The sequence below is a fragment of the Pseudomonas rhodesiae genome (assembly GCF_013285305.1).
GTDB lineage: Bacteria > Pseudomonadota > Gammaproteobacteria > Pseudomonadales > Pseudomonadaceae > Aquipseudomonas > Aquipseudomonas rhodesiae.
In genome coordinates, this window is sequence record NZ_CP054205.1 from 2,845,422 (window position 1) to 2,861,390 (window position 15,969).

Annotated in this window: 16 protein-coding genes and 1 pseudogene; 9 read left to right on the forward strand and 8 right to left on the reverse strand. The window is 62.1% G+C overall.

Features of this window, described 5'->3' with window-relative positions; all coding sequences use genetic code 11:
• Positions 1-51: 51 nt before the first annotated feature.
• The 4 genes from HRH33_RS12755 (at position 52) to HRH33_RS12770 (ending at position 4,152) form a co-directional block, all read left to right on the forward strand.
• The gene (locus HRH33_RS12755; protein WP_034097405.1) at positions 52-912 is read left to right on the forward strand and encodes a pirin family protein; all 861 of its coding nucleotides are present in this window, start codon (positions 52-54) and stop codon (positions 910-912) included.
• A gap of 203 nt (positions 913-1,115) precedes the next feature.
• Positions 1,116-2,561 carry a mechanosensitive ion channel family protein gene (locus HRH33_RS12760; protein ID WP_167418590.1) on the forward strand — a complete coding sequence of 482 codons (1,446 nt, stop codon included), beginning with the start codon at positions 1,116-1,118 and terminating at the stop codon, positions 2,559-2,561.
• 149 nt (positions 2,562-2,710) lie between these two features.
• Positions 2,711-3,229, forward strand: a complete 519-nt coding sequence (locus tag HRH33_RS12765) for a sigma-70 family RNA polymerase sigma factor (RefSeq protein WP_034097412.1) — start codon at positions 2,711-2,713, stop codon at positions 3,227-3,229.
• Positions 3,226-4,152 (forward strand): FecR domain-containing protein, encoded by a 927-nt coding sequence (locus HRH33_RS12770; RefSeq protein WP_167418591.1) that lies wholly within the window; start codon positions 3,226-3,228, stop codon positions 4,150-4,152. Before HRH33_RS12765 ends, HRH33_RS12770 begins: the two co-directional genes overlap by 4 nt.
• A 22-nt stretch (positions 4,153-4,174) precedes the next feature.
• Here the strand turns inward: HRH33_RS12770 and HRH33_RS12775 are convergent, their stop codons facing one another.
• Positions 4,175-5,320: a MalY/PatB family protein gene (locus HRH33_RS12775; RefSeq protein ID WP_167418592.1), complete on the reverse strand. Its 1,146-nt coding sequence runs from the start codon at positions 5,318-5,320 to the stop codon at positions 4,175-4,177.
• A gap of 205 nt (positions 5,321-5,525) precedes the next feature.
• On the opposite strand from HRH33_RS12775, the gene ggt reads away from it, so the two are divergent.
• Positions 5,526-7,250, forward strand: a complete 1,725-nt coding sequence (gene ggt, locus HRH33_RS12780; protein ID WP_167418593.1) for a gamma-glutamyltransferase — start codon at positions 5,526-5,528, stop codon at positions 7,248-7,250.
• A gap of 32 nt (positions 7,251-7,282) precedes the next feature.
• On the opposite strand, the gene HRH33_RS12785 is transcribed toward ggt, so the two are convergent.
• The 4 genes and pseudogenes from HRH33_RS12785 to HRH33_RS26745 form a co-directional block, all read right to left on the reverse strand.
• The gene (locus HRH33_RS12785) at positions 7,283-7,813 is read right to left on the reverse strand and encodes an AAA family ATPase (RefSeq protein WP_167418594.1); all 531 of its coding nucleotides are present in this window, start codon (positions 7,811-7,813) and stop codon (positions 7,283-7,285) included.
• Positions 7,810-8,373 carry a nicotinamide riboside transporter PnuC gene (pnuC, locus tag HRH33_RS12790; protein WP_034138206.1) on the reverse strand — a complete coding sequence of 188 codons (564 nt, stop codon included), beginning with the start codon at positions 8,371-8,373 and terminating at the stop codon, positions 7,810-7,812. Before pnuC ends, HRH33_RS12785 begins: the two co-directional genes overlap by 4 nt.
• A 114-nt stretch (positions 8,374-8,487) precedes the next feature.
• On the reverse strand, positions 8,488-9,222 hold the full coding sequence (locus HRH33_RS26740) for a methyl-accepting chemotaxis protein (protein ID WP_371264001.1): 735 nt from the start codon (positions 9,220-9,222) through the stop codon (positions 8,488-8,490).
• A gap of 120 nt (positions 9,223-9,342) precedes the next feature.
• Positions 9,343-10,122 (reverse strand): annotated as a pseudogene (locus HRH33_RS26745) (cache domain-containing protein); the annotation flags it as partial.
• Positions 10,123-10,352: 230 nt separating this feature from the next.
• On the opposite strand from HRH33_RS26745, the gene HRH33_RS12800 reads away from it, so the two are divergent.
• Together HRH33_RS12800 and HRH33_RS12805 are read left to right on the forward strand one after the other, a co-directional pair.
• Positions 10,353-11,183: an undecaprenyl-diphosphate phosphatase gene (locus tag HRH33_RS12800; RefSeq protein WP_040268158.1), complete on the forward strand. Its 831-nt coding sequence runs from the start codon at positions 10,353-10,355 to the stop codon at positions 11,181-11,183.
• On the forward strand, positions 11,180-11,563 hold the full coding sequence (locus tag HRH33_RS12805; RefSeq protein WP_094065585.1) for a DUF1294 domain-containing protein: 384 nt from the start codon (positions 11,180-11,182) through the stop codon (positions 11,561-11,563). The genes HRH33_RS12800 and HRH33_RS12805 overlap by 4 nt, the downstream gene beginning before the upstream one ends.
• Here the strand turns inward: HRH33_RS12805 and HRH33_RS12810 are convergent.
• Both HRH33_RS12810 and HRH33_RS12815 read right to left on the reverse strand, forming a co-directional pair.
• Positions 11,552-11,908 carry an MmcQ/YjbR family DNA-binding protein gene (locus tag HRH33_RS12810; RefSeq protein ID WP_040268160.1) on the reverse strand — a complete coding sequence of 119 codons (357 nt, stop codon included), beginning with the start codon at positions 11,906-11,908 and terminating at the stop codon, positions 11,552-11,554. The genes HRH33_RS12805 and HRH33_RS12810 overlap by 12 nt on opposite strands.
• Positions 11,905-12,813, reverse strand: coding sequence for a LysR substrate-binding domain-containing protein (locus tag HRH33_RS12815; protein ID WP_040268161.1), 909 nt, complete (start codon positions 12,811-12,813; stop codon positions 11,905-11,907). Before HRH33_RS12815 ends, HRH33_RS12810 begins: the two co-directional genes overlap by 4 nt.
• Before the next feature lie 125 nt (positions 12,814-12,938).
• Here HRH33_RS12815 and HRH33_RS12820 point away from each other — a divergent pair, with 125 nt between their 5' ends.
• Entirely contained in the window at positions 12,939-13,550 is a 612-nt protein-coding gene (locus tag HRH33_RS12820; protein WP_034097432.1) for an FMN-dependent NADH-azoreductase, read from the forward strand.
• Between the two features lie 209 nt (positions 13,551-13,759).
• Positions 13,760-14,797 (forward strand): alpha/beta hydrolase family protein, encoded by a 1,038-nt coding sequence (locus HRH33_RS12825; RefSeq protein WP_167418595.1) that lies wholly within the window; start codon positions 13,760-13,762, stop codon positions 14,795-14,797.
• Here HRH33_RS12825 and HRH33_RS12830 read toward each other — a convergent pair.
• Positions 14,791-15,966 carry an MFS transporter gene (locus HRH33_RS12830; protein WP_167418596.1) on the reverse strand — a complete coding sequence of 392 codons (1,176 nt, stop codon included), beginning with the start codon at positions 15,964-15,966 and terminating at the stop codon, positions 14,791-14,793. The genes HRH33_RS12825 and HRH33_RS12830 overlap by 7 nt on opposite strands.
• Positions 15,967-15,969 lie beyond the last annotated feature (3 nt).

Consider the following 15,969-nt stretch of genomic DNA (forward strand, 5'->3'; position numbering starts at 1 on the left):
TAGTGCTTACGCCTCGCCGGCCTTATGGTGTACCCACTTTGGAGGTACATCATGAAAAAGTTAATCGGTATCTACACCAGTCCTCGCGGTCATTGGGTGGGGGATGGTTTTCCAGTGCGCACGCTGTTTTCCTACGACTCGCTAGGCAAACACATCAGCCCGTTCCTGCTGCTGGATCACGCCGGCCCGGCCGAATTCACGCCGACCGAACAGCGTCGCGGTGTCGGCCAGCATCCCCATCGCGGTTTTGAAACCGTAACCATCGTTTACGACGGCGAAGTCGAGCACCGTGATTCCACCGGCGCCGGCGGCACCATCGGCCCCGGCGACGTGCAATGGATGACGGCCGCCAAGGGCATCCTGCATGAGGAATTCCATTCCCCAGCCTTTGCCCGTCGTGGCGGCGCGCTGGAGATGGTGCAACTGTGGGTCAACCTGCCGGCCAAGGACAAAATGGCCGAGGCGGGTTATCAGACAATTGTCGACGCCGATATCCCGGTACTGCCCCTGGCCAACGACGCCGGACAGCTGCGCCTGATTGCCGGTGAATTCGCCGGTGCCAGCGGCCCGGCGCGCACTTTTACGCCTATTGATGTGTGGGATCTGCGCCTTAATCCGGGCAAGCCGGTCACCCTGGACTTGCATGCAGGGCGTAATACCGCCCTGGTGATCCTGCGCGGCACGCTGCTGATCAATGGGCAGGAAATCGCACGCCAAGGGCAATTGGCGCTGTTCGAACGCGATGGCCGCCAGGTGACATTGGAGTCCAACGACGACGCCAAGGTGTTGCTGCTCAGCGGCGAGCCGATTGATGAGCCCATCGTTGGGCATGGGCCGTTTGTGATGAATACCGAGCAGGAGATCCACCAAGCGTTTGCTGATTTCCAATCCGGCAAATTCGGGCGGATGTAAGCGCCCCAAATTTTGTGGTGAATAAACCGGCCTAGCGCGAGGCAAGCTCGCTCAGCACAGATGCGGTTTTTTGCGCGCTTTTTGTGGTGGGCAGGCTTGCCCTGCGCTGGGCTGCATAGCAGCCCCATCCCATCCCGATACAATTTGTTTCCGACAATCTCATTTCATGCGATCTTCCCGTCATTCGCCCTGGAGTCGCCTGGATGCCCTCGTTTATCGCTGATCACCCGATGCTGTGCGCCTTGGCGCTGATCCTGATCGACATCGCCGTTTGGCGACTTATCTCCCCCAACCTGGACAACTGGAAGTTGGCGGCGCGGCTGCTGATTTTCGCGGTGTTCAGCGCCGTATTGTTTAACGACGGCATGAACCCCATGCAGTTGGCGCCTTATGCCGACAACACCGCGCTGCACCTAGCCGCCACGGCGTTGCAGATCGGCTGGTGGTTGTTCGCGGCGCGTACGCTCACGGTATTGCTCGGCACCTTGATGATGCAGCGGGTCGGCCATACCGGGCGGCTGTTGCAGGATTTGATGGGCGCGGTGATTTTCCTGATCGCGATCATCGCCGCCATGGCCTATGTGCTCGACCTGCCAGTCAAAGGCGTGCTCGCCACGTCCGGCGCGGTGGCGATCATTGTCGGCCTGGCGCTGCAAAGCACCTTGAGCGATGTATTTTCCGGAATCGTGCTCAACACCACCAAGCCTTACCAACTGGATGACTGGATCTCCATCGACGGCACCGAAGGCCGCGTCACCGATATCGACTGGCGCGCCACACGCCTGCAAACCTCCCAGGGCAGCATGGCGGTGATCCCCAATTCCCTGGCGGCCAAGGCTAAGATCATCAATTTTTCGCGTCCGGCGGATATGTTCGGTTTGGCCGTCAGCTTGCAAGTCAGCCCCCATGCGCGTCCGCAAACGGTGATCGAAGCGTTGGAGCGCGCCATGCAAGGCTGCCGGCCGTTGCTGGCCAAACCGGCACCCAGCGTGGCGTTCAAAACGTCCGCCAGTGGCGGGGTGGAATACGAGATCAGCGGGTTCGTGCCGGCGATGCCACTCAAACGCGAAGTACGCAACCAACTGTATGACTTGGCATTCCGTCATCTGCAAGCGGCCGGGGTGAGTCTGTTGTCGGCCACCGAGAGCGCCACGCCGGTGGTGACCTCACGGGCCCGGGCGCTGTTGGACAGCTCGACGATTTTCTCCACCCTGCGCCAGGAAGAGAAGGAAACCTTCAGCCAAAACATGACCCTGAGCACCTATCGCGCCGGCGAGATGATCCTGCCGGCGGGCGAGGTTAGCGATCATTTGTTTATCGTCGAATCCGGAGTGGTCTCGGTGATGCTCACCAAAGGCGGGCATAAGTTCGAAGCCGGGCGCATGGGCCCTGGCGAGGTAATCGGCGAGGCGGGCATCCTGTCCGACGAGGCGACCCTGGCGGATTTCACCGCCAAGACCTTCTGCACCCTGTACCGCATCGAGAAGGAATACCTGACGCCGTGCCTGGATGCGCGCCACGACATTGGCGACGCCATGAAAACCCTGCTGGATTTCCGCGTACACGCCGCCCAGGCGCTGACCCAGGAAGCTCCGGTGGTGCCAGTGAAGAAAGGCTTTTTGCAGTGGTTGCGCACACGCGGCTTTTGAAATAGCGGTGAATGACGGCTGTGTTTCTCCGCGCAGTGTTACGGCTCGCCTTTCAGAAAGATTTGTAGGAAAGATCGTGGTATCCCGGCGCGATATTAAATAGAATTAATCTCATTTGAGACTCACTCGCGCTGCGCAGGTTGTTTGCCATGAATGATGCTGTTGTCCCTACGCAAGCCGCTGAACTGACGCTGTCGAGCTTGTATCGCGATCATCGCAGTTGGTTGGAAAACTGGCTGCGGCGGCGCTTGGGCAATGCCTGGGATGCGGCGGACTTAAGCCAGGATACGTTCCTGCGGGTATTGGCCAGTGCCCAGCCCATTGCGCAGATGCAGGAACCGCGTGCTTATCTGGTGACGGTGGGCAAGCGCTTGCTGGTGAATTTCCATCAGCGTCGCAGCCTGGAACAGGCCTATCTGAATGCCTTGGCCACGTTGCCCGAAGCCTGCGTGCCGTCGCCAGAGCAGCGTTGGCTGCTGTTGGAAACCCTGCAAGCCCTGGATGAGTTGCTCGACGGTTTGCCGGTGCTGGTGCGCCGCGCGTTTCTTTGGAGCCAACTGGAAGGCCTGGGGTATCGCGAGATTGCCGAGCGGCTTGAGGTGTCTGAACGCACGGTCAAGCGTTACATGGCCCAGGCGTATGAGCATTGCCTGCTGGTGGACCTGTGAGTCGCGATGTCGCGCGCGCGGCGGCGCAGTGGTTGGCGTTGCTGGAATCCGGCGCGGCCACCGAGCGCGATCACGCCGCGTTGCAGCGCTGGCGCGACAGCCATCCTCAGCATGAGCAGACCTGGCAAAAAGCCCAGACCTTGCGACAGCGCTTCAACGGTTTGCCCCAGGCGCTGGCGATGGCCAGTCTGGATCGCCCGCAACCGGGGCGGCGCGCGGTGCTCAAGCGTGCGCTGGGGGTGGCGGCGCTGGTACCGACTGCCTGGCTGATCAGCCGTCAGCTGCCGCTCGAAACCTGGCGCGCCGACCTGCATACCGCCACCGGCGAACGCAAACGCCTGCCGTTAGCCGATGGCGCCAACCTGCAGCTCAACACCGCCACGGCGGTGGACATGGACCTGGCGCAGCGGCAAATCACTCTGGTCGACGGTGAACTGGCCCTTGATGTGCCAGGCGACTCGGCGTTCACCGTAAACACGCGTTATGGCCAACTGCGGGTCAGTCAGGCCCAGGTGTGCGTTCGGCAACTGGCGGCCGGTTGCCGCGTCTCGGTGCTCAAGGGGGCGGTGCAGGTACGCGACCTGAACGGGCAATTGGCGACGTTGCAAGGCGGCCAGCAAGCGCCCTTGCAAGCCACTGGGCTCGGTGCCTGGGTGCCGTTCGACGTGCTGCAATTGGGCTGGCGCGACGGAGTACTGACCGCGCAGAACCAGGCGCTGGGGGATTTTTTGCGGGAACTGGAACGCTACCGTCCTGGCGTGCTGCGCTGGGACCCGAGCCTGGAAGCGCTGCGGGTCACCGGCAGCTTTCGGTTGGAGGACACCGATCGCATCCTCGACCTGCTGGCCTCGACGTTAGGGTTGGAGGTACATGCCCGCACCCGTTATTGGGTGACGCTGACCCCAGGTCGGCGCCTGAGCTGAGGGTCGCACCCGGCTCGCTCGGTTAACGCTCGCGCAACGCCCGCTCCATGCGCTGCAAGCCTTCCTCCAACATCGCCCGCGGGCAGCCGAAGTTCAGGCGCACGAATTGCTGGCTGTCGTCGCCGAACTCGATCCCCGCGCTCAAGCCGACCTTGGCCTGTTCCAGAAAGAACTGCTGCGGATCGTCCAGTCCCAAGGCCGTGCAATCGAGCCAGGCCAGGAACGTGCCTTGGGGCGCATGCATCACCACGCCGGGCAATCGGGTTTGCACGGCATTGAGCAGGTAATCACGGTTGGCTTGCAGGTATTTGACCAGCGCGTCGAGCCACTCGCCGCATTGGCTGTAGGCGGCACGCGTGGCCTCCAGGCCCAGTGGGCTGACGCTGTCGACCATACCGCAGCGCGCGTTGTTGAAACGCTCGCGGATCTCGGCGTTCTGGATCACCGCAAAGCAGGTCTTCAGGCCCGCCACGTTGTAGGCCTTGCTCGCCGACATCAGGGTGATGGTGCGCTGGGCGATCTGCGAGCTGAGGCTGGCGGTGGGGATATGGCGGCGGCCATCGAAGCACAGTTCGGCATGGATTTCGTCGCTGATGATCACCGCGCCGTTGTCCAGGCAGGCGTTGGCCACGGCCAGCAGTTCTTCGCGGGGGAATACTTTGCCGATGGGATTGTGCGGGTTGCTCAGCAGCAGCGCGCCGGCGCCGTTCAGTGCCTGATGCATGGCGGGCAGAGGTGTCAGGTATTCACCGTTGATGAACTCAAACGGCACTTCGATGCGCGGCAGGTTCCAGTGCCCCGGCGCCAGGCGAATCGGCCGGTAGTTGGGGGTTTGCAGCACCACCGCTTGGCCGGGTTGCACAAAGGCATGCAGCGCCATATTGAAGCCAGGTTCGACGCCGGGCAGGAACAGCAGTTCTTCGGGCAGCACACGCCAGGCGTACTTGGCCCACAAATCGTCGACGATGGCTTGGCGCACCTGCGGGCCGGCCACGCTGTAGCCGAGGATCTGCTGGTCGAGACGCTCGCGCAGGGCTTGCAGCACCGCCGGCGGCGCGGCGATGTCCATGTCGGCGATCCACATCGGCAGCACGTCTGCCGGGTAACGGCTCCACTTGGTACTACCGGTGCCGAGGCGGGAGTGGATCGTGTCGAAATCAAAGCTCATGGGCGGCTCGTCTCAAAGGGCAGGGGGGCTGATTCTAACGGGATAAATGCCAGATGCCAGTAGCGGTGCTGACAGGTCCTGAATACAGGCATATTGATGGCTTCGTCCCGTGACCGACAAGTTCTGTAATAAAAACGCCACCGCGCTGGGGCTTGGATCTGAGTCGGGCTATTTTGGTGCATCTCAACAACCCGAGTAGCCATGGATGAAATACCAACCTTTGAGCCGCACATTGATTGCCACTGCCCTGGTGTTGACGGTCAGCGGCGTGCACGCAGCGTCCCAGGCCCCGGTGGCCGGGGAAAACGGCATGGTGGTCACGGCCCAGCATTTGGCCACCCACGTGGGCGTGGATGTGCTTAAAGCCGGAGGCAACGCAGTGGACGCGGCGGTAGCCGTGGGCTACGCGCTGGCGGTGGTGTACCCGGCGGCAGGCAACTTGGGCGGCGGCGGTTTCATGACCGTGCAGTTGGCGGACGGCCGCAAGACCTTCCTCGATTTCCGCGAAAAAGCCCCGCTGGCCGCCACTGCGGATATGTACCTGGACAAGGACGGCAACGTCGTCGAAGGCCTCAGCGCCAAAGGCCATTTGGCGGTCGGCGTGCCCGGTACTGTGTCCGGCATGGAGTTGGCACTGAGCAAATACGGAACCCTCAAGCGTTCCCAGGTGATTGCTCCGGCAATCAAGCTGGCGGAAAACGGCTTCGCCCTGGAGCAGGGCGATATCGACCTGTTGCACACCGCCACCGGCGAGTTCGAAAAAGACAAGGACATGCGCGGCATCTTCCTGCATAACGGCCAGCCGCTGCAGGTCGGCCAGAAATTGGTGCAGAAAGACCTGGCCAAAACCCTCAAGGAAATTTCCGCCAAGGGCAGCGACGGCTTCTATAAAGGCTGGGTTGCCAAGGCATTGGTGGATTCCAGCCAGGCCGGCAAGGGCATCATCACCCAGGCCGACCTGGACAAGTACAAGACCCGCGAACTGGCGCCCATCGAATGCGACTATCGCGGCTACCATGTGGTCTCGGCGCCGCCGCCCAGCTCCGGTGGCGTGGTGATCTGCCAGATCATGAACATCCTCGAAGGCTACCCGATGGCCGATCTGGGCTATCACTCGGCCCAAGGCCTGCACTACCAGATTGAAGCGATGCGTCACGCTTACGTGGACCGCAACAGCTACCTGGGCGATCCGGATTTCGTACAAAACCCTATCGACCACCTGCTGGACAAGGACTACGCCGCCAAGCTGCGCGCGGCCATCGAGCCGCAAAAGGCCGGCGACTCCCAGGCGATCAAACCTGGCGTGGCGCCCCATGAGGGCAACAACACCACGCACTATTCCATCGTCGACAAGTGGGGCAATGCGGTATCCGTGACCTACACCCTCAACGACTGGTTCGGTGCCGGCGTGATGGCGAGCAAGACCGGGGTCATCCTCAATGACGAAATGGACGACTTCACCGTCAAGGTCGGTGTTCCGAACATGTACGGCCTGGTGCAAGGCGAAGCCAATGCCATCGCACCTGGCAAGGCGCCGCTGTCATCCATGAGCCCCACCATCGTGACCAAGGACGGCAAGGCCGTGATGGTGGTGGGCACGCCAGGCGGCAGCCGCATCATCACCGCGACGTTGCTGACGATCCTTAATGTGATCGACTACAAGATGAACATTCAGGAAGCGGTGGACGCGCCGCGTTTCCATCAGCAGTGGATGCCAGAGACCACCAACCTGGAAACCTTTGCGGTGAGTCCGGATACCCAGAAGATTCTGGAGAGCTGGGGCCATAAGTTCGCCGGGCCGCAGGACGCCAACCATCTGGCCGCGATCCTGGTGGGGGCGCCGTCGCTGGGCGGCAAACCGGTGGGTAACAACCGCTTCTACGGGGCCAATGACCCACGTCGTAATACCGGGTTGTCCTTGGGCTACTGATCCACGCCCAGCCTCTGTCGGCGCGTTCGCTGTTACAGAGGCTGGGTGAGCAGTTTTCCCACCGCCGCGAATGCCGCTTGCCGGCGTTCCTCCCAATCGCCTCCGATCACCACTGTTGGCTGTCGGTGCTGTTGCAGCCAGTCCAGGCCCGCCCGGAAAAACGCCTGGCGGTCGGCCAAGTGCGGCTGGCAGCGCTGGCCGTCGGCGGTCCATTCCACATCGTCGGGCGACAGCAGCAGATGCAGGTCGTAGTGACGGGCCAGCAATTCATCTTCAAGCCAGGCGGGACAGTCGCCGAACAGGGTCTGGCTCCATAGCCGGTTGGTCAGCAAGTGGGTGTCGAGGATCAGCAGGTCGGGCTGCTCGGCGCGGGCGGCATCTTCCCATGCCAGTTGGCCGCGGGCGATGGCCGGGATGTCCGCCAGGCAGGTGTCGCGTTGGTGATGATCAATGAAATACCGCACGTATTCGCCGACCATCAAGCCGCCAAACTGCGCCTGCAACTGCGCCGCCAGCCAGCTTTTACCGCTGGATTCCGGGCCGGCCAAAACCACCACTTTCATGTGCGCAACGCCGGGTCGGCGCGCCACTCGCGCCAGCCTTGCACGGCAATCACAGTGAACAGCGCATAGAGTGCGGCGGTGAGGTACAAACCTTTGTAGAGGAACAGCCCGACGAAAATCACATCCACGGCGATCCACAACGGCCAGCACTGCACGCGTTTCTGCGCCATCCATACCTGTGCCACCAGGCTGAAGCCGGTGAGTGCGGCGTCGAGCCAGGGTTGCGCGGCGTCGGTCCAGTGCGCCATCGCCGCGCCCAACAGCAGGCTGCCGAGCGCACCCAGCGCCAGGCTGGCACTGATGGCCGGCACCCCCAGGCGGGTGACCTGACGCCCTTGCTTGACCTCGCCGGCGCGGGTCCATTGCCACCAGCCATACACTTGCAGGGCGGCGTAGACCACTTGCAGCAGCATGTCGGAATACAATTTCACGTCGTAGAACACCCAGGTGTAGAGCAGCACCATCACCAGACCGATGGGCCAGCACCAGGGGTTCTGCTTGACCGTCAGCCAGACAGCGATCACCCCCAACGCGGCGGCGAACAGTTCAAGCCCGGACATGGTGGTTCCTTGGGAGAGTGGAAGAGGGCGGGGATTGTACCCAGAGGTGTGCAATCTACAAAACACACAGAGGCCGCCGGGGAGGGAACCAGCCCCTCCCACAGCGGGGTAGCGCTAGACCTTGAACTGACGCAGCAAGCCTTCCAATTGTTCGCTCAAGCTGCGCAGCTGGGTGCTGGCCAGGCTCGATTGTTCCGCCGCCAACGCGGTGCTGTGGGACAGGCCGGCCGCCTGGGTGACGTTCTGGTTGATGTCTTCCACCACATGGGACTGTTGCAGGGTGGCGCTGGCAATCGAGGCGTTGAGGCCATTGAGATTGCGCAAGGCCTGGCCGATCGCGTTCAGGCTTTCGCCGGCCAGACCGGCTTGCTCGATGGTCGCTTGGGATGCAGTGTGGCTGTCGCTGATAACCTTGACCGCCGCTTCGGAGTGACCTTGCAGGCGCTCGATCATCACTTGGATTTCGGCGGTGGATTTCTGTGTGCGCTGAGCCAGCAGGCGCACCTCGTCGGCCACCACGGCGAAGCCCCGACCTTGTTCGCCGGCCCGCGCGGCTTCAATCGCAGCGTTGAGCGCCAGCAGGTTGGTCTGGTCGGCGATGGAGCGGATCACCTCCAGCACGCCGCCGATCTGGGTGCTTTCGCTGGACAAGGTACGAATCACATCCACCGCCTGGCTGATGGTGGTGGAAAGCTGATCGATCCGTTGCAGGCTGCCGTCAATATTGACCTGGCCTTGCTGGGCCTGGGCCTGGGCGTCGCGCATTTCGCTGGCGGCGTGTTCGGCGTTCTTGGCCACGTCCTGCACGCCGTAGGTGACTTCATTGATAGCGGTGGCCACCAGTTCCATCTGCTGCGACTGCTGCTGGCTGCGGTCGTGGGCCTGGCTGGCATTGTTGCCCAGTTCCTGGGAGGACTGGCCCAGTGCGTTGGCACACACCTGCAACTGGCTGACCACCTGGCGCAACTTGGCAGTAAAGGTATTGAAGTGCTGGGACAGCAGGGTGACTTCATCGCGCCCGTGGGTGTCGAGGCTGCGGGTCAGGTCGCTTTCGCCGCTGGCGATATTACCCATGGCGTTCACCGCGGCCTGCAACGGCTGCACGATGCTGCGGGCAATCAACGTCACCAGCAGGGCCATGACCAACGCGATCACCAGGCCGATCACCGAGGCTTTCCATACCTGGCCGTTGAACTCGGCCTGGACGTCGTCCACATACACGCCAGAGCCGATAATCCAGCCCCAGGGTTCGAACAATTGGATATACGAGGTCTTGGCCACCGGGGCTTCGGCGCCAGGCTTGGGCCAACGGTAGTTGACGATGCCGGCACCTTTGGCCTTAGCCAGGACCACGAATTCGTTGAAAATGGCGAAACCATCGGGGTCGCGGATGGCCGAGAGGTTCTGGCCGTCGAGCTTGGGGTTGGCGGGGTGCATGACCATCACGGGCGTAAGGTCGTTGATCCAGAAGTAGTCGTCATGATCGTAGCGCAGCCCACGCACAGCGCTTAGGGCCTGTTTCTGCGCGGCTTCGCGAGTCATGACACCGGTGGTTTCGAGGCCGTGATAAAACGTCAGAATGCCGCTGGCGGTCTGTACTACATGCTGGGTTTGTAGACGTTTGGCTTGGTAAAGGTCGTCATGAATCTGCTTGAGCATCAGCAAACCCAGAGCCAACAGCATCAGCACGGCGACTATCAGGATCAGCCAGAGCCGCCGGCTGATCGACATATTGCGCAAACTGTTCATCGTCCTGTCACTCCGGGCTTTTTATAATTGTGGGCGCTTGATCGACTTTTACGCCTTGTCTGATAGGCTTTCGGCCTGAATTCGAAAAACCTGAGTACTGTCTGATTTTTCACAGAATTTTTTCAGATCGGCATTGACCATAGTCAACGCCGGGCCTTCAGCGCGCTCGTCGTCAGTGAACCATTAAAAGACTAACCAGGCATGCGCCAAGCATGACCTTTGGGGGAAGCATGGATTTTTGGACCGCCATACAGGCACTCATCTTGGGCGTCGTCGAGGGGCTCACCGAGTTCCTGCCGATATCCAGCACCGGGCACCAAATCATCGTGGCCGATTTGCTGGATTTCAGCGGCGACCGTTTCAACGCGTTCAATATCATTATTCAACTGGGCGCCATTCTTGCGGTGGTGTGGGAGTTTCGTGGCAAGATCTTCCAGGTGGTCACCGGTTTGCCCACCCAGCCCAAGGCGCGGCGGTTTACGGCTAACCTGTTGATTGCCTTCTTGCCGGCGGTGGTGCTGGGGGTGATTTTTGCCGACGCGATTCATCACTATTTGTTCAACCCGATCACCGTGGCCGCGGCGCTGGTGGTGGGCGGTGTGATCATGCTGTGGGCCGAACGCCGCCAGCATGAAGTGCATGCCGAAACGGTCGATGACATCACCTGGAAGGACGCACTGAAGGTGGGCTTCGCCCAGTGCCTGGCGATGATTCCCGGCACCTCGCGCTCTGGCGCGACCATCATCGGCGGCCTGTTGTTCGGTCTGTCGCGCAAGACCGCTACCGAGTTTTCGTTCTTCCTGGCCATGCCGACCATGGTGGGCGCGGCGGTGTACTCGGGCTACAAGTACCGCGACCTGTTCCAGCCGGCGGACCTGCCGGTGTTCGCCATCGGCTTCGTCACCTCGTTCATTTTCGCCATGATTGCGGTCAAGGGCCTGCTCAAGTTCATTGCCAGCCACAGCTACGCAGTGTTTGCCTGGTATCGGATCGCCTTCGGCCTGTTGATCCTGGCGACCTGGCAGTTCGGCTGGATCGACTGGGTGGCCGCCAAGGCATGACGATCCAACATCCACGCCTCAAGGCCCTGATTTTCGCGCTGTTGTGCGCGGCACCGCTGCTGGGGTCGGGCTTGCTGTGGTATCGCGGCGACACCGTGCTGCCGCTGGCGGCCTATGCCGTGGTCAGCGTGGTGGCGTTTTTCTTGTACTGGAGCGACAAACGTAAGGCCCGCACCGATAGCTGGCGCACTCCGGAAAACGTCCTGCATGCGGTCGAGCTGGCGGGCGGTTGGCCGGGGGCGCTGATTGCCCAGCAGGTGTTCCGGCACAAGACGCGCAAGGTGTCGTACCAGGTGCTGTTCTGGGTGATCGTGCTGTTGCACCAGGTGTTCTGGCTTGACCAGATGTTCCTGGGCGGCACGCTGGGTTCAATCCTCTAGCTTCAACCCGATCTGCGTGCGCTTGGGCAACTTGCTCACCACCAATTGGTGGGAACGTTGCAACAGGCCGCGCAGCTCATCGGCGCCCAGGGGGTAGGGCGTGTTCATGATGATCCAGTGGGCGCGCGCCAGGTACGGCGCGGGGCGAATGCCCGGGCGGTCGACATGCCCGAGAAACAGGTCCGGGTCCACCTTGAAGGCGAGCGAGTCGCCGCGCAGGTTCTGCAGGGCGAACATCTTGTTGCCGGCAATCGAAAACACCCGCACGCCACCCCATTTGTAATCTTCCCGCGCGCCGGGCAGGTCCAGGCAGAAGCGTGCGACTTGCGCTTCGGTCATGCTCATAGCAGGCGATCTCCACAGCTTTTGAAGCCTTCTTCCAGGTAGTCGATCCATGCGCGGATCGCCGGCAACACGCCCCGTCGATGCGGGTACACCGCCTGCAGCCAGCCGCCCGGCAATGACCACTGCGGCAGCAACTGCACCAGCCGGCCACTGGCCAATTCCTCTTCGCAGTACATCATCGGCAATACAGTAAAGCCCAAGCCCATGATCGCGCTGGCCTTGCGCACGATGAAGTCATCGATGCCCAGGCGCGCCTCCATCACCAGATCGTGTGCATGGCCCTGGGGATCGAGCAGGCGCTGATGCACCATGCGGTCGGCCTCCAGTGCTCCGAGGATCGGCAATTGCTTGAGGTCGTCGAGGCTGGCGATCGAGCGCCCTTGCAGGAAATTCGGGCTCGCCACCAGCACCGTCTGCGCCGCGCGCAGTCGCTTGGTTACCAGCAACGGGTCTTCATCGCCCAGCTCGCGCACACGCAGGGCCACGTCGATGCCTTCGGCCACCAGATCGACGCGGCGGTTGACCAGGGTCATTTCCAGCTGCACCTGGGGATGGGCGGCGAGAAAGCCCGCGACCAGGTCGGGCAGGATGTTCTGCGCCAACCCCACCGGGCAACTGACCCGCAGACGCCCACGGGGTTCGCTGGACATGCTGGCCACGGCCTCATCGGCCATCTCCGCTTCCAACAGCATGGCCTGGCAGTGGCGCAAGTAGCGTTCGCCCACGGCAGTGAGGGTCAGTTGCCGCGTGGTGCGTTGCAGCAGGCGCGCGCCGAGGCGCTCTTCCAGCTCGGCAATGCGCCGTGACAGGCGCGACTTGGGAATGCCCAGCTGCCGCCCGGCTGCGGCAAAGCCGCCGGCTTCGACGACTTTGGCGAAGTAATAGAGGTCGTTGAGATCTTGCATGCTGGGCCTATTGTCCTGTCAGTGGGACAAACTATCGCATTTCAGCTGTCTTATCGACTATTGGTTTCATGGGTAGCCTTAGCACCATCTGATCGACATTCCCTGATCTTCTTTGGAGCTTTGCCATGAAACTGTTGCATATCGATTCCAGCATCCTCGGTGACAACTCGGCTTCCCGCGCCCTTAGCGCCGCAGTGGTCAAAGCATGGCAAGCCGCTGAGCCAGGCGTGCAAGTGACTTACCGCGACCTGGCCAGCGAAGGTATCAACCATTTCTCCGGCGCCACCCTGGGAGCCTTGGGCACCGCCGCCGAACTGCGCGATGCCACGCAAAAGCATGAGGCCGAACTGAGCGCTTCGTCCCTGGCGGAATTCCTTGCCGCCGACGCGCTGGTGATCGGCGCGCCGATGTATAACTTCACCATCCCGACTCAATTGAAAGCCTGGATCGACCGCATCGCGGTAGCCGGTCAGACCTTCCGCTACACCGAAGCGGGCCCTGAAGGCCTGTGCGGCAACAAGAAAGTCATCATCGTGTCCACCGCCGGCGGCCTGCATGCCGGGCAAGCATCGGGCGCCGCTCACGAGGGCTACTTGACCTTGCTGTTTGGTTTCCTGGGTATCACTGACATCGAATTTGTGCGCGCCGAAGGCTTGGCCTACGGTGACGAAATGCGCAGCAAGGCCCTGAGCGACGCCAACGTACTGATCAACGAACAATTGTTCGCCGCCGCGTAAGGCTTGTGTAAATTTCGCCTCGCCCCGGTTTCAATCCGAAACCGGGCGCCTAAACTCTGTATTCTGCTGGCCTGAACGCGAGCGGAGTACGGAGTTTTTTCGTGTGTGCGCTGTCCTTTGAATGTGGCCCAGGTTGTGCAAGCGTGGGGTCAGTACTCCGGACTTTTAATCGAGATGTCGGTTCTCACGCAGCAAAGGTGGACAGCCCCATGATGCGTCTTTGTGCTGTGATGGTTCTTTCCCTGCTCGGCAGCCTGATTTCAGTGCACGCCGCTCCCGCACCGCACCCCCATTGGAGCGTGGGCTTTCATCGCATGAGTTTTCTCGACCCGCTGGATCTGCAGCCGATGAAGGCTATCGCGTTCTACCCCTCCACCGGTCTTGAGCACAGTACCCAAGTGGGCCCGTACCACATCGCTGCCACCGAAGACGCCAAAATCGCCATCGGTCGTTTCCCGATGCTGATGCTGTCCCACGGCAACACCGGCACGCCGCTGGCCCTGCATGACCTGGCCACGTCCCTGGCGCGCAAAGGGTTTGTGGTGGTGGCGGTGCTTCACCCCGGCGACAACTACAAAGATCACAGCCGCCTGGGCACCGTAAGCAACCTGTATGGTCGGCCGATCCAGATTTCCGAAGCGATCACCGCCACACTGGGCGATCCGATGCTGTCGCCGTTCGTGGATGTCGACCAGATCGGTGTGATCGGTTATTCGGCCGGCGGCGAGACCGCATTGATCCTGGCCGGGGCTAAGCCGGATTTCGACCGCTTGCGCCGCTATTGCCAGGAGCGCCCTGAAGACCGCGACGCCTGCACCACCAAAGGTGAGCTGGTGGTGGATCGCGACGATCTGCAGCCCCAGGCCGATCCACGTATTCACGCATTGATGCTAATGGCGCCCCTGAGCCTGATGTTCGGCCGCCACACCTTGGCGGATGTGCATGTGCCAGTGCTGCTCTACAGCGGCGACGGCGACAAACTGGTCGCGGTGGACAAGAACGCCGCGGCCCTGGCGCGCAAATTGCCGGAACCGCCGAACTTTAAATTGCTGGCCGGGGCAGGGCACTTCGTGTTTATGGCGCCGTGCGACAGCGACCAGTTGGCGGCAATGCCGGCGGTGTGCACCGACGCCGATGGGGTGGACCGTGAAGGCATTCACCGCGACTTGGTTTCCGAGGCCGGGCGCTTTTTCAGTCACACCCTCGGCGAGCCCAGCCGCGCAGGCTTACAGACCGCGGATCAATAAGCGCGGCGCTTGAGCAGCACGGTCAGGCCCAGTGCCGCGACCGACAGCAGTGCCGCGCACAGGAAGATCCAGCCGTAACCCAGGTTCAACGCGACGAAACCCATCAGCGGTCCGGCAATCGCCAGGGCCAGGTCGAAGAACACCGCATACGCACTCAAGCCCGCGCCGCGACTGCTGTTGGGCACTTGTTTGATCGCCTCCACACCCAGCGCCGGGTAGACCAGCGACAAGCCGAAACCGGTCAGCCCAGCACCGATCAGCGCCACTGCGGTGCTGGGCGCCAGCCACAGCAAGGTCAGCCCGAGGGTCTCAATGCTCATGCAGGCAATCGCCGCGCGAAAGCCGCCAAACCGGCTGATGGCGGAGATAAACACCAGCCGCGCCAGGATAAAGCACACCCCAAACACCGTCAGGCAATACGCCGCGCCGGCCCAGCCACGATTGAGGTAGTACAGGGTGATAAACGTGGTGAGGGTGCCATAGCCGATGGACGCCAGGCACAAGCTGGTGCCGAACGGCGCAATGCGCCCGAACACCGCCCAAAAGGGCAAGCGCTCGCCCCGCACTACCGGCACCGAAGGTTTGTTGCGGATCAGCACCAACCCCAACGCCGCCAACACCGCCAGTGCCAGGCCGAGAATGTTGTAGCCATAGTCGGCCACCATCACCACCCCCAAGGGGGCGCCGATGGCGATGGCGCCGTAGGAGGCGATGCCGTTCCAGGAGATCGAACGCGCGGTATGTTCGGCGCCGACTGCGCCCATGCACCAGCTGATGGTGCCCACGCCGATCAGCCCCTGGGCCACCCCCAGCAACAGTCGCGCGACGATCAGAACCCCGAGGCTCAGGTTGGGCATACTCGCCAACAGCGTCGCCAAGAGCGTCAGCACGCCACTGATGAGGATGCCGGCCAGCCCCAGCACGATGGCGCGCTTGGTGCCCACGGTATCCGACATGCGCCCGGCCATGGGCCGACTGAGCAGGGTCGCCAGGTACTGCGAACCGATGGTCACCCCGGCCACCACCGCGCTGAAACCCAGTTGCTCATGCACAAAGCCTGGAATCACCGCGATCGGCAGGCCGATGCAGATAAACGCGATAAAGGTGTAGAAGACGATGGAGACGATCTGCAGGGTGATCGACAAGGACGAGGGCGCGGCGGCAGGCATGGG

Coding starts and splice junctions, on each gene's coding strand:
- HRH33_RS12755 (WP_034097405.1), top strand. CDS start 52: ATGAAAAAGTTAATCGGTATCTACACCAGTCCTCGCGGTCATTGGGTG.
- HRH33_RS12760 (WP_167418590.1), top strand. CDS start 1,116: ATGCCCTCGTTTATCGCTGATCACCCGATGCTGTGCGCCTTGGCGCTG.
- HRH33_RS12765 (WP_034097412.1), top strand. CDS start 2,711: ATGAATGATGCTGTTGTCCCTACGCAAGCCGCTGAACTGACGCTGTCG.
- HRH33_RS12775 (WP_167418592.1), bottom strand. CDS start 5,320: ATGAGCTTTGATTTCGACACGATCCACTCCCGCCTCGGCACCGGTAGT.
- ggt (WP_167418593.1), top strand. CDS start 5,526: ATGAAATACCAACCTTTGAGCCGCACATTGATTGCCACTGCCCTGGTG.
- HRH33_RS12785 (WP_167418594.1), bottom strand. CDS start 7,813: ATGAAAGTGGTGGTTTTGGCCGGCCCGGAATCCAGCGGTAAAAGCTGG.
- pnuC (WP_034138206.1), bottom strand. CDS start 8,373: ATGTCCGGGCTTGAACTGTTCGCCGCCGCGTTGGGGGTGATCGCTGTC.
- HRH33_RS26740 (WP_371264001.1), bottom strand. CDS start 9,222: ATGGAACTGGTGGCCACCGCTATCAATGAAGTCACCTACGGCGTGCAG.
- HRH33_RS12800 (WP_040268158.1), top strand. CDS start 10,353: ATGGATTTTTGGACCGCCATACAGGCACTCATCTTGGGCGTCGTCGAG.
- HRH33_RS12805 (WP_094065585.1), top strand. CDS start 11,180: ATGACGATCCAACATCCACGCCTCAAGGCCCTGATTTTCGCGCTGTTG.
- HRH33_RS12810 (WP_040268160.1), bottom strand. CDS start 11,908: ATGAGCATGACCGAAGCGCAAGTCGCACGCTTCTGCCTGGACCTGCCC.
- HRH33_RS12815 (WP_040268161.1), bottom strand. CDS start 12,813: ATGCAAGATCTCAACGACCTCTATTACTTCGCCAAAGTCGTCGAAGCC.
- HRH33_RS12820 (WP_034097432.1), top strand. CDS start 12,939: ATGAAACTGTTGCATATCGATTCCAGCATCCTCGGTGACAACTCGGCT.
- HRH33_RS12825 (WP_167418595.1), top strand. CDS start 13,760: ATGATGCGTCTTTGTGCTGTGATGGTTCTTTCCCTGCTCGGCAGCCTG.
- HRH33_RS12830 (WP_167418596.1), bottom strand. CDS start 15,966: ATGCCTGCCGCCGCGCCCTCGTCCTTGTCGATCACCCTGCAGATCGTC.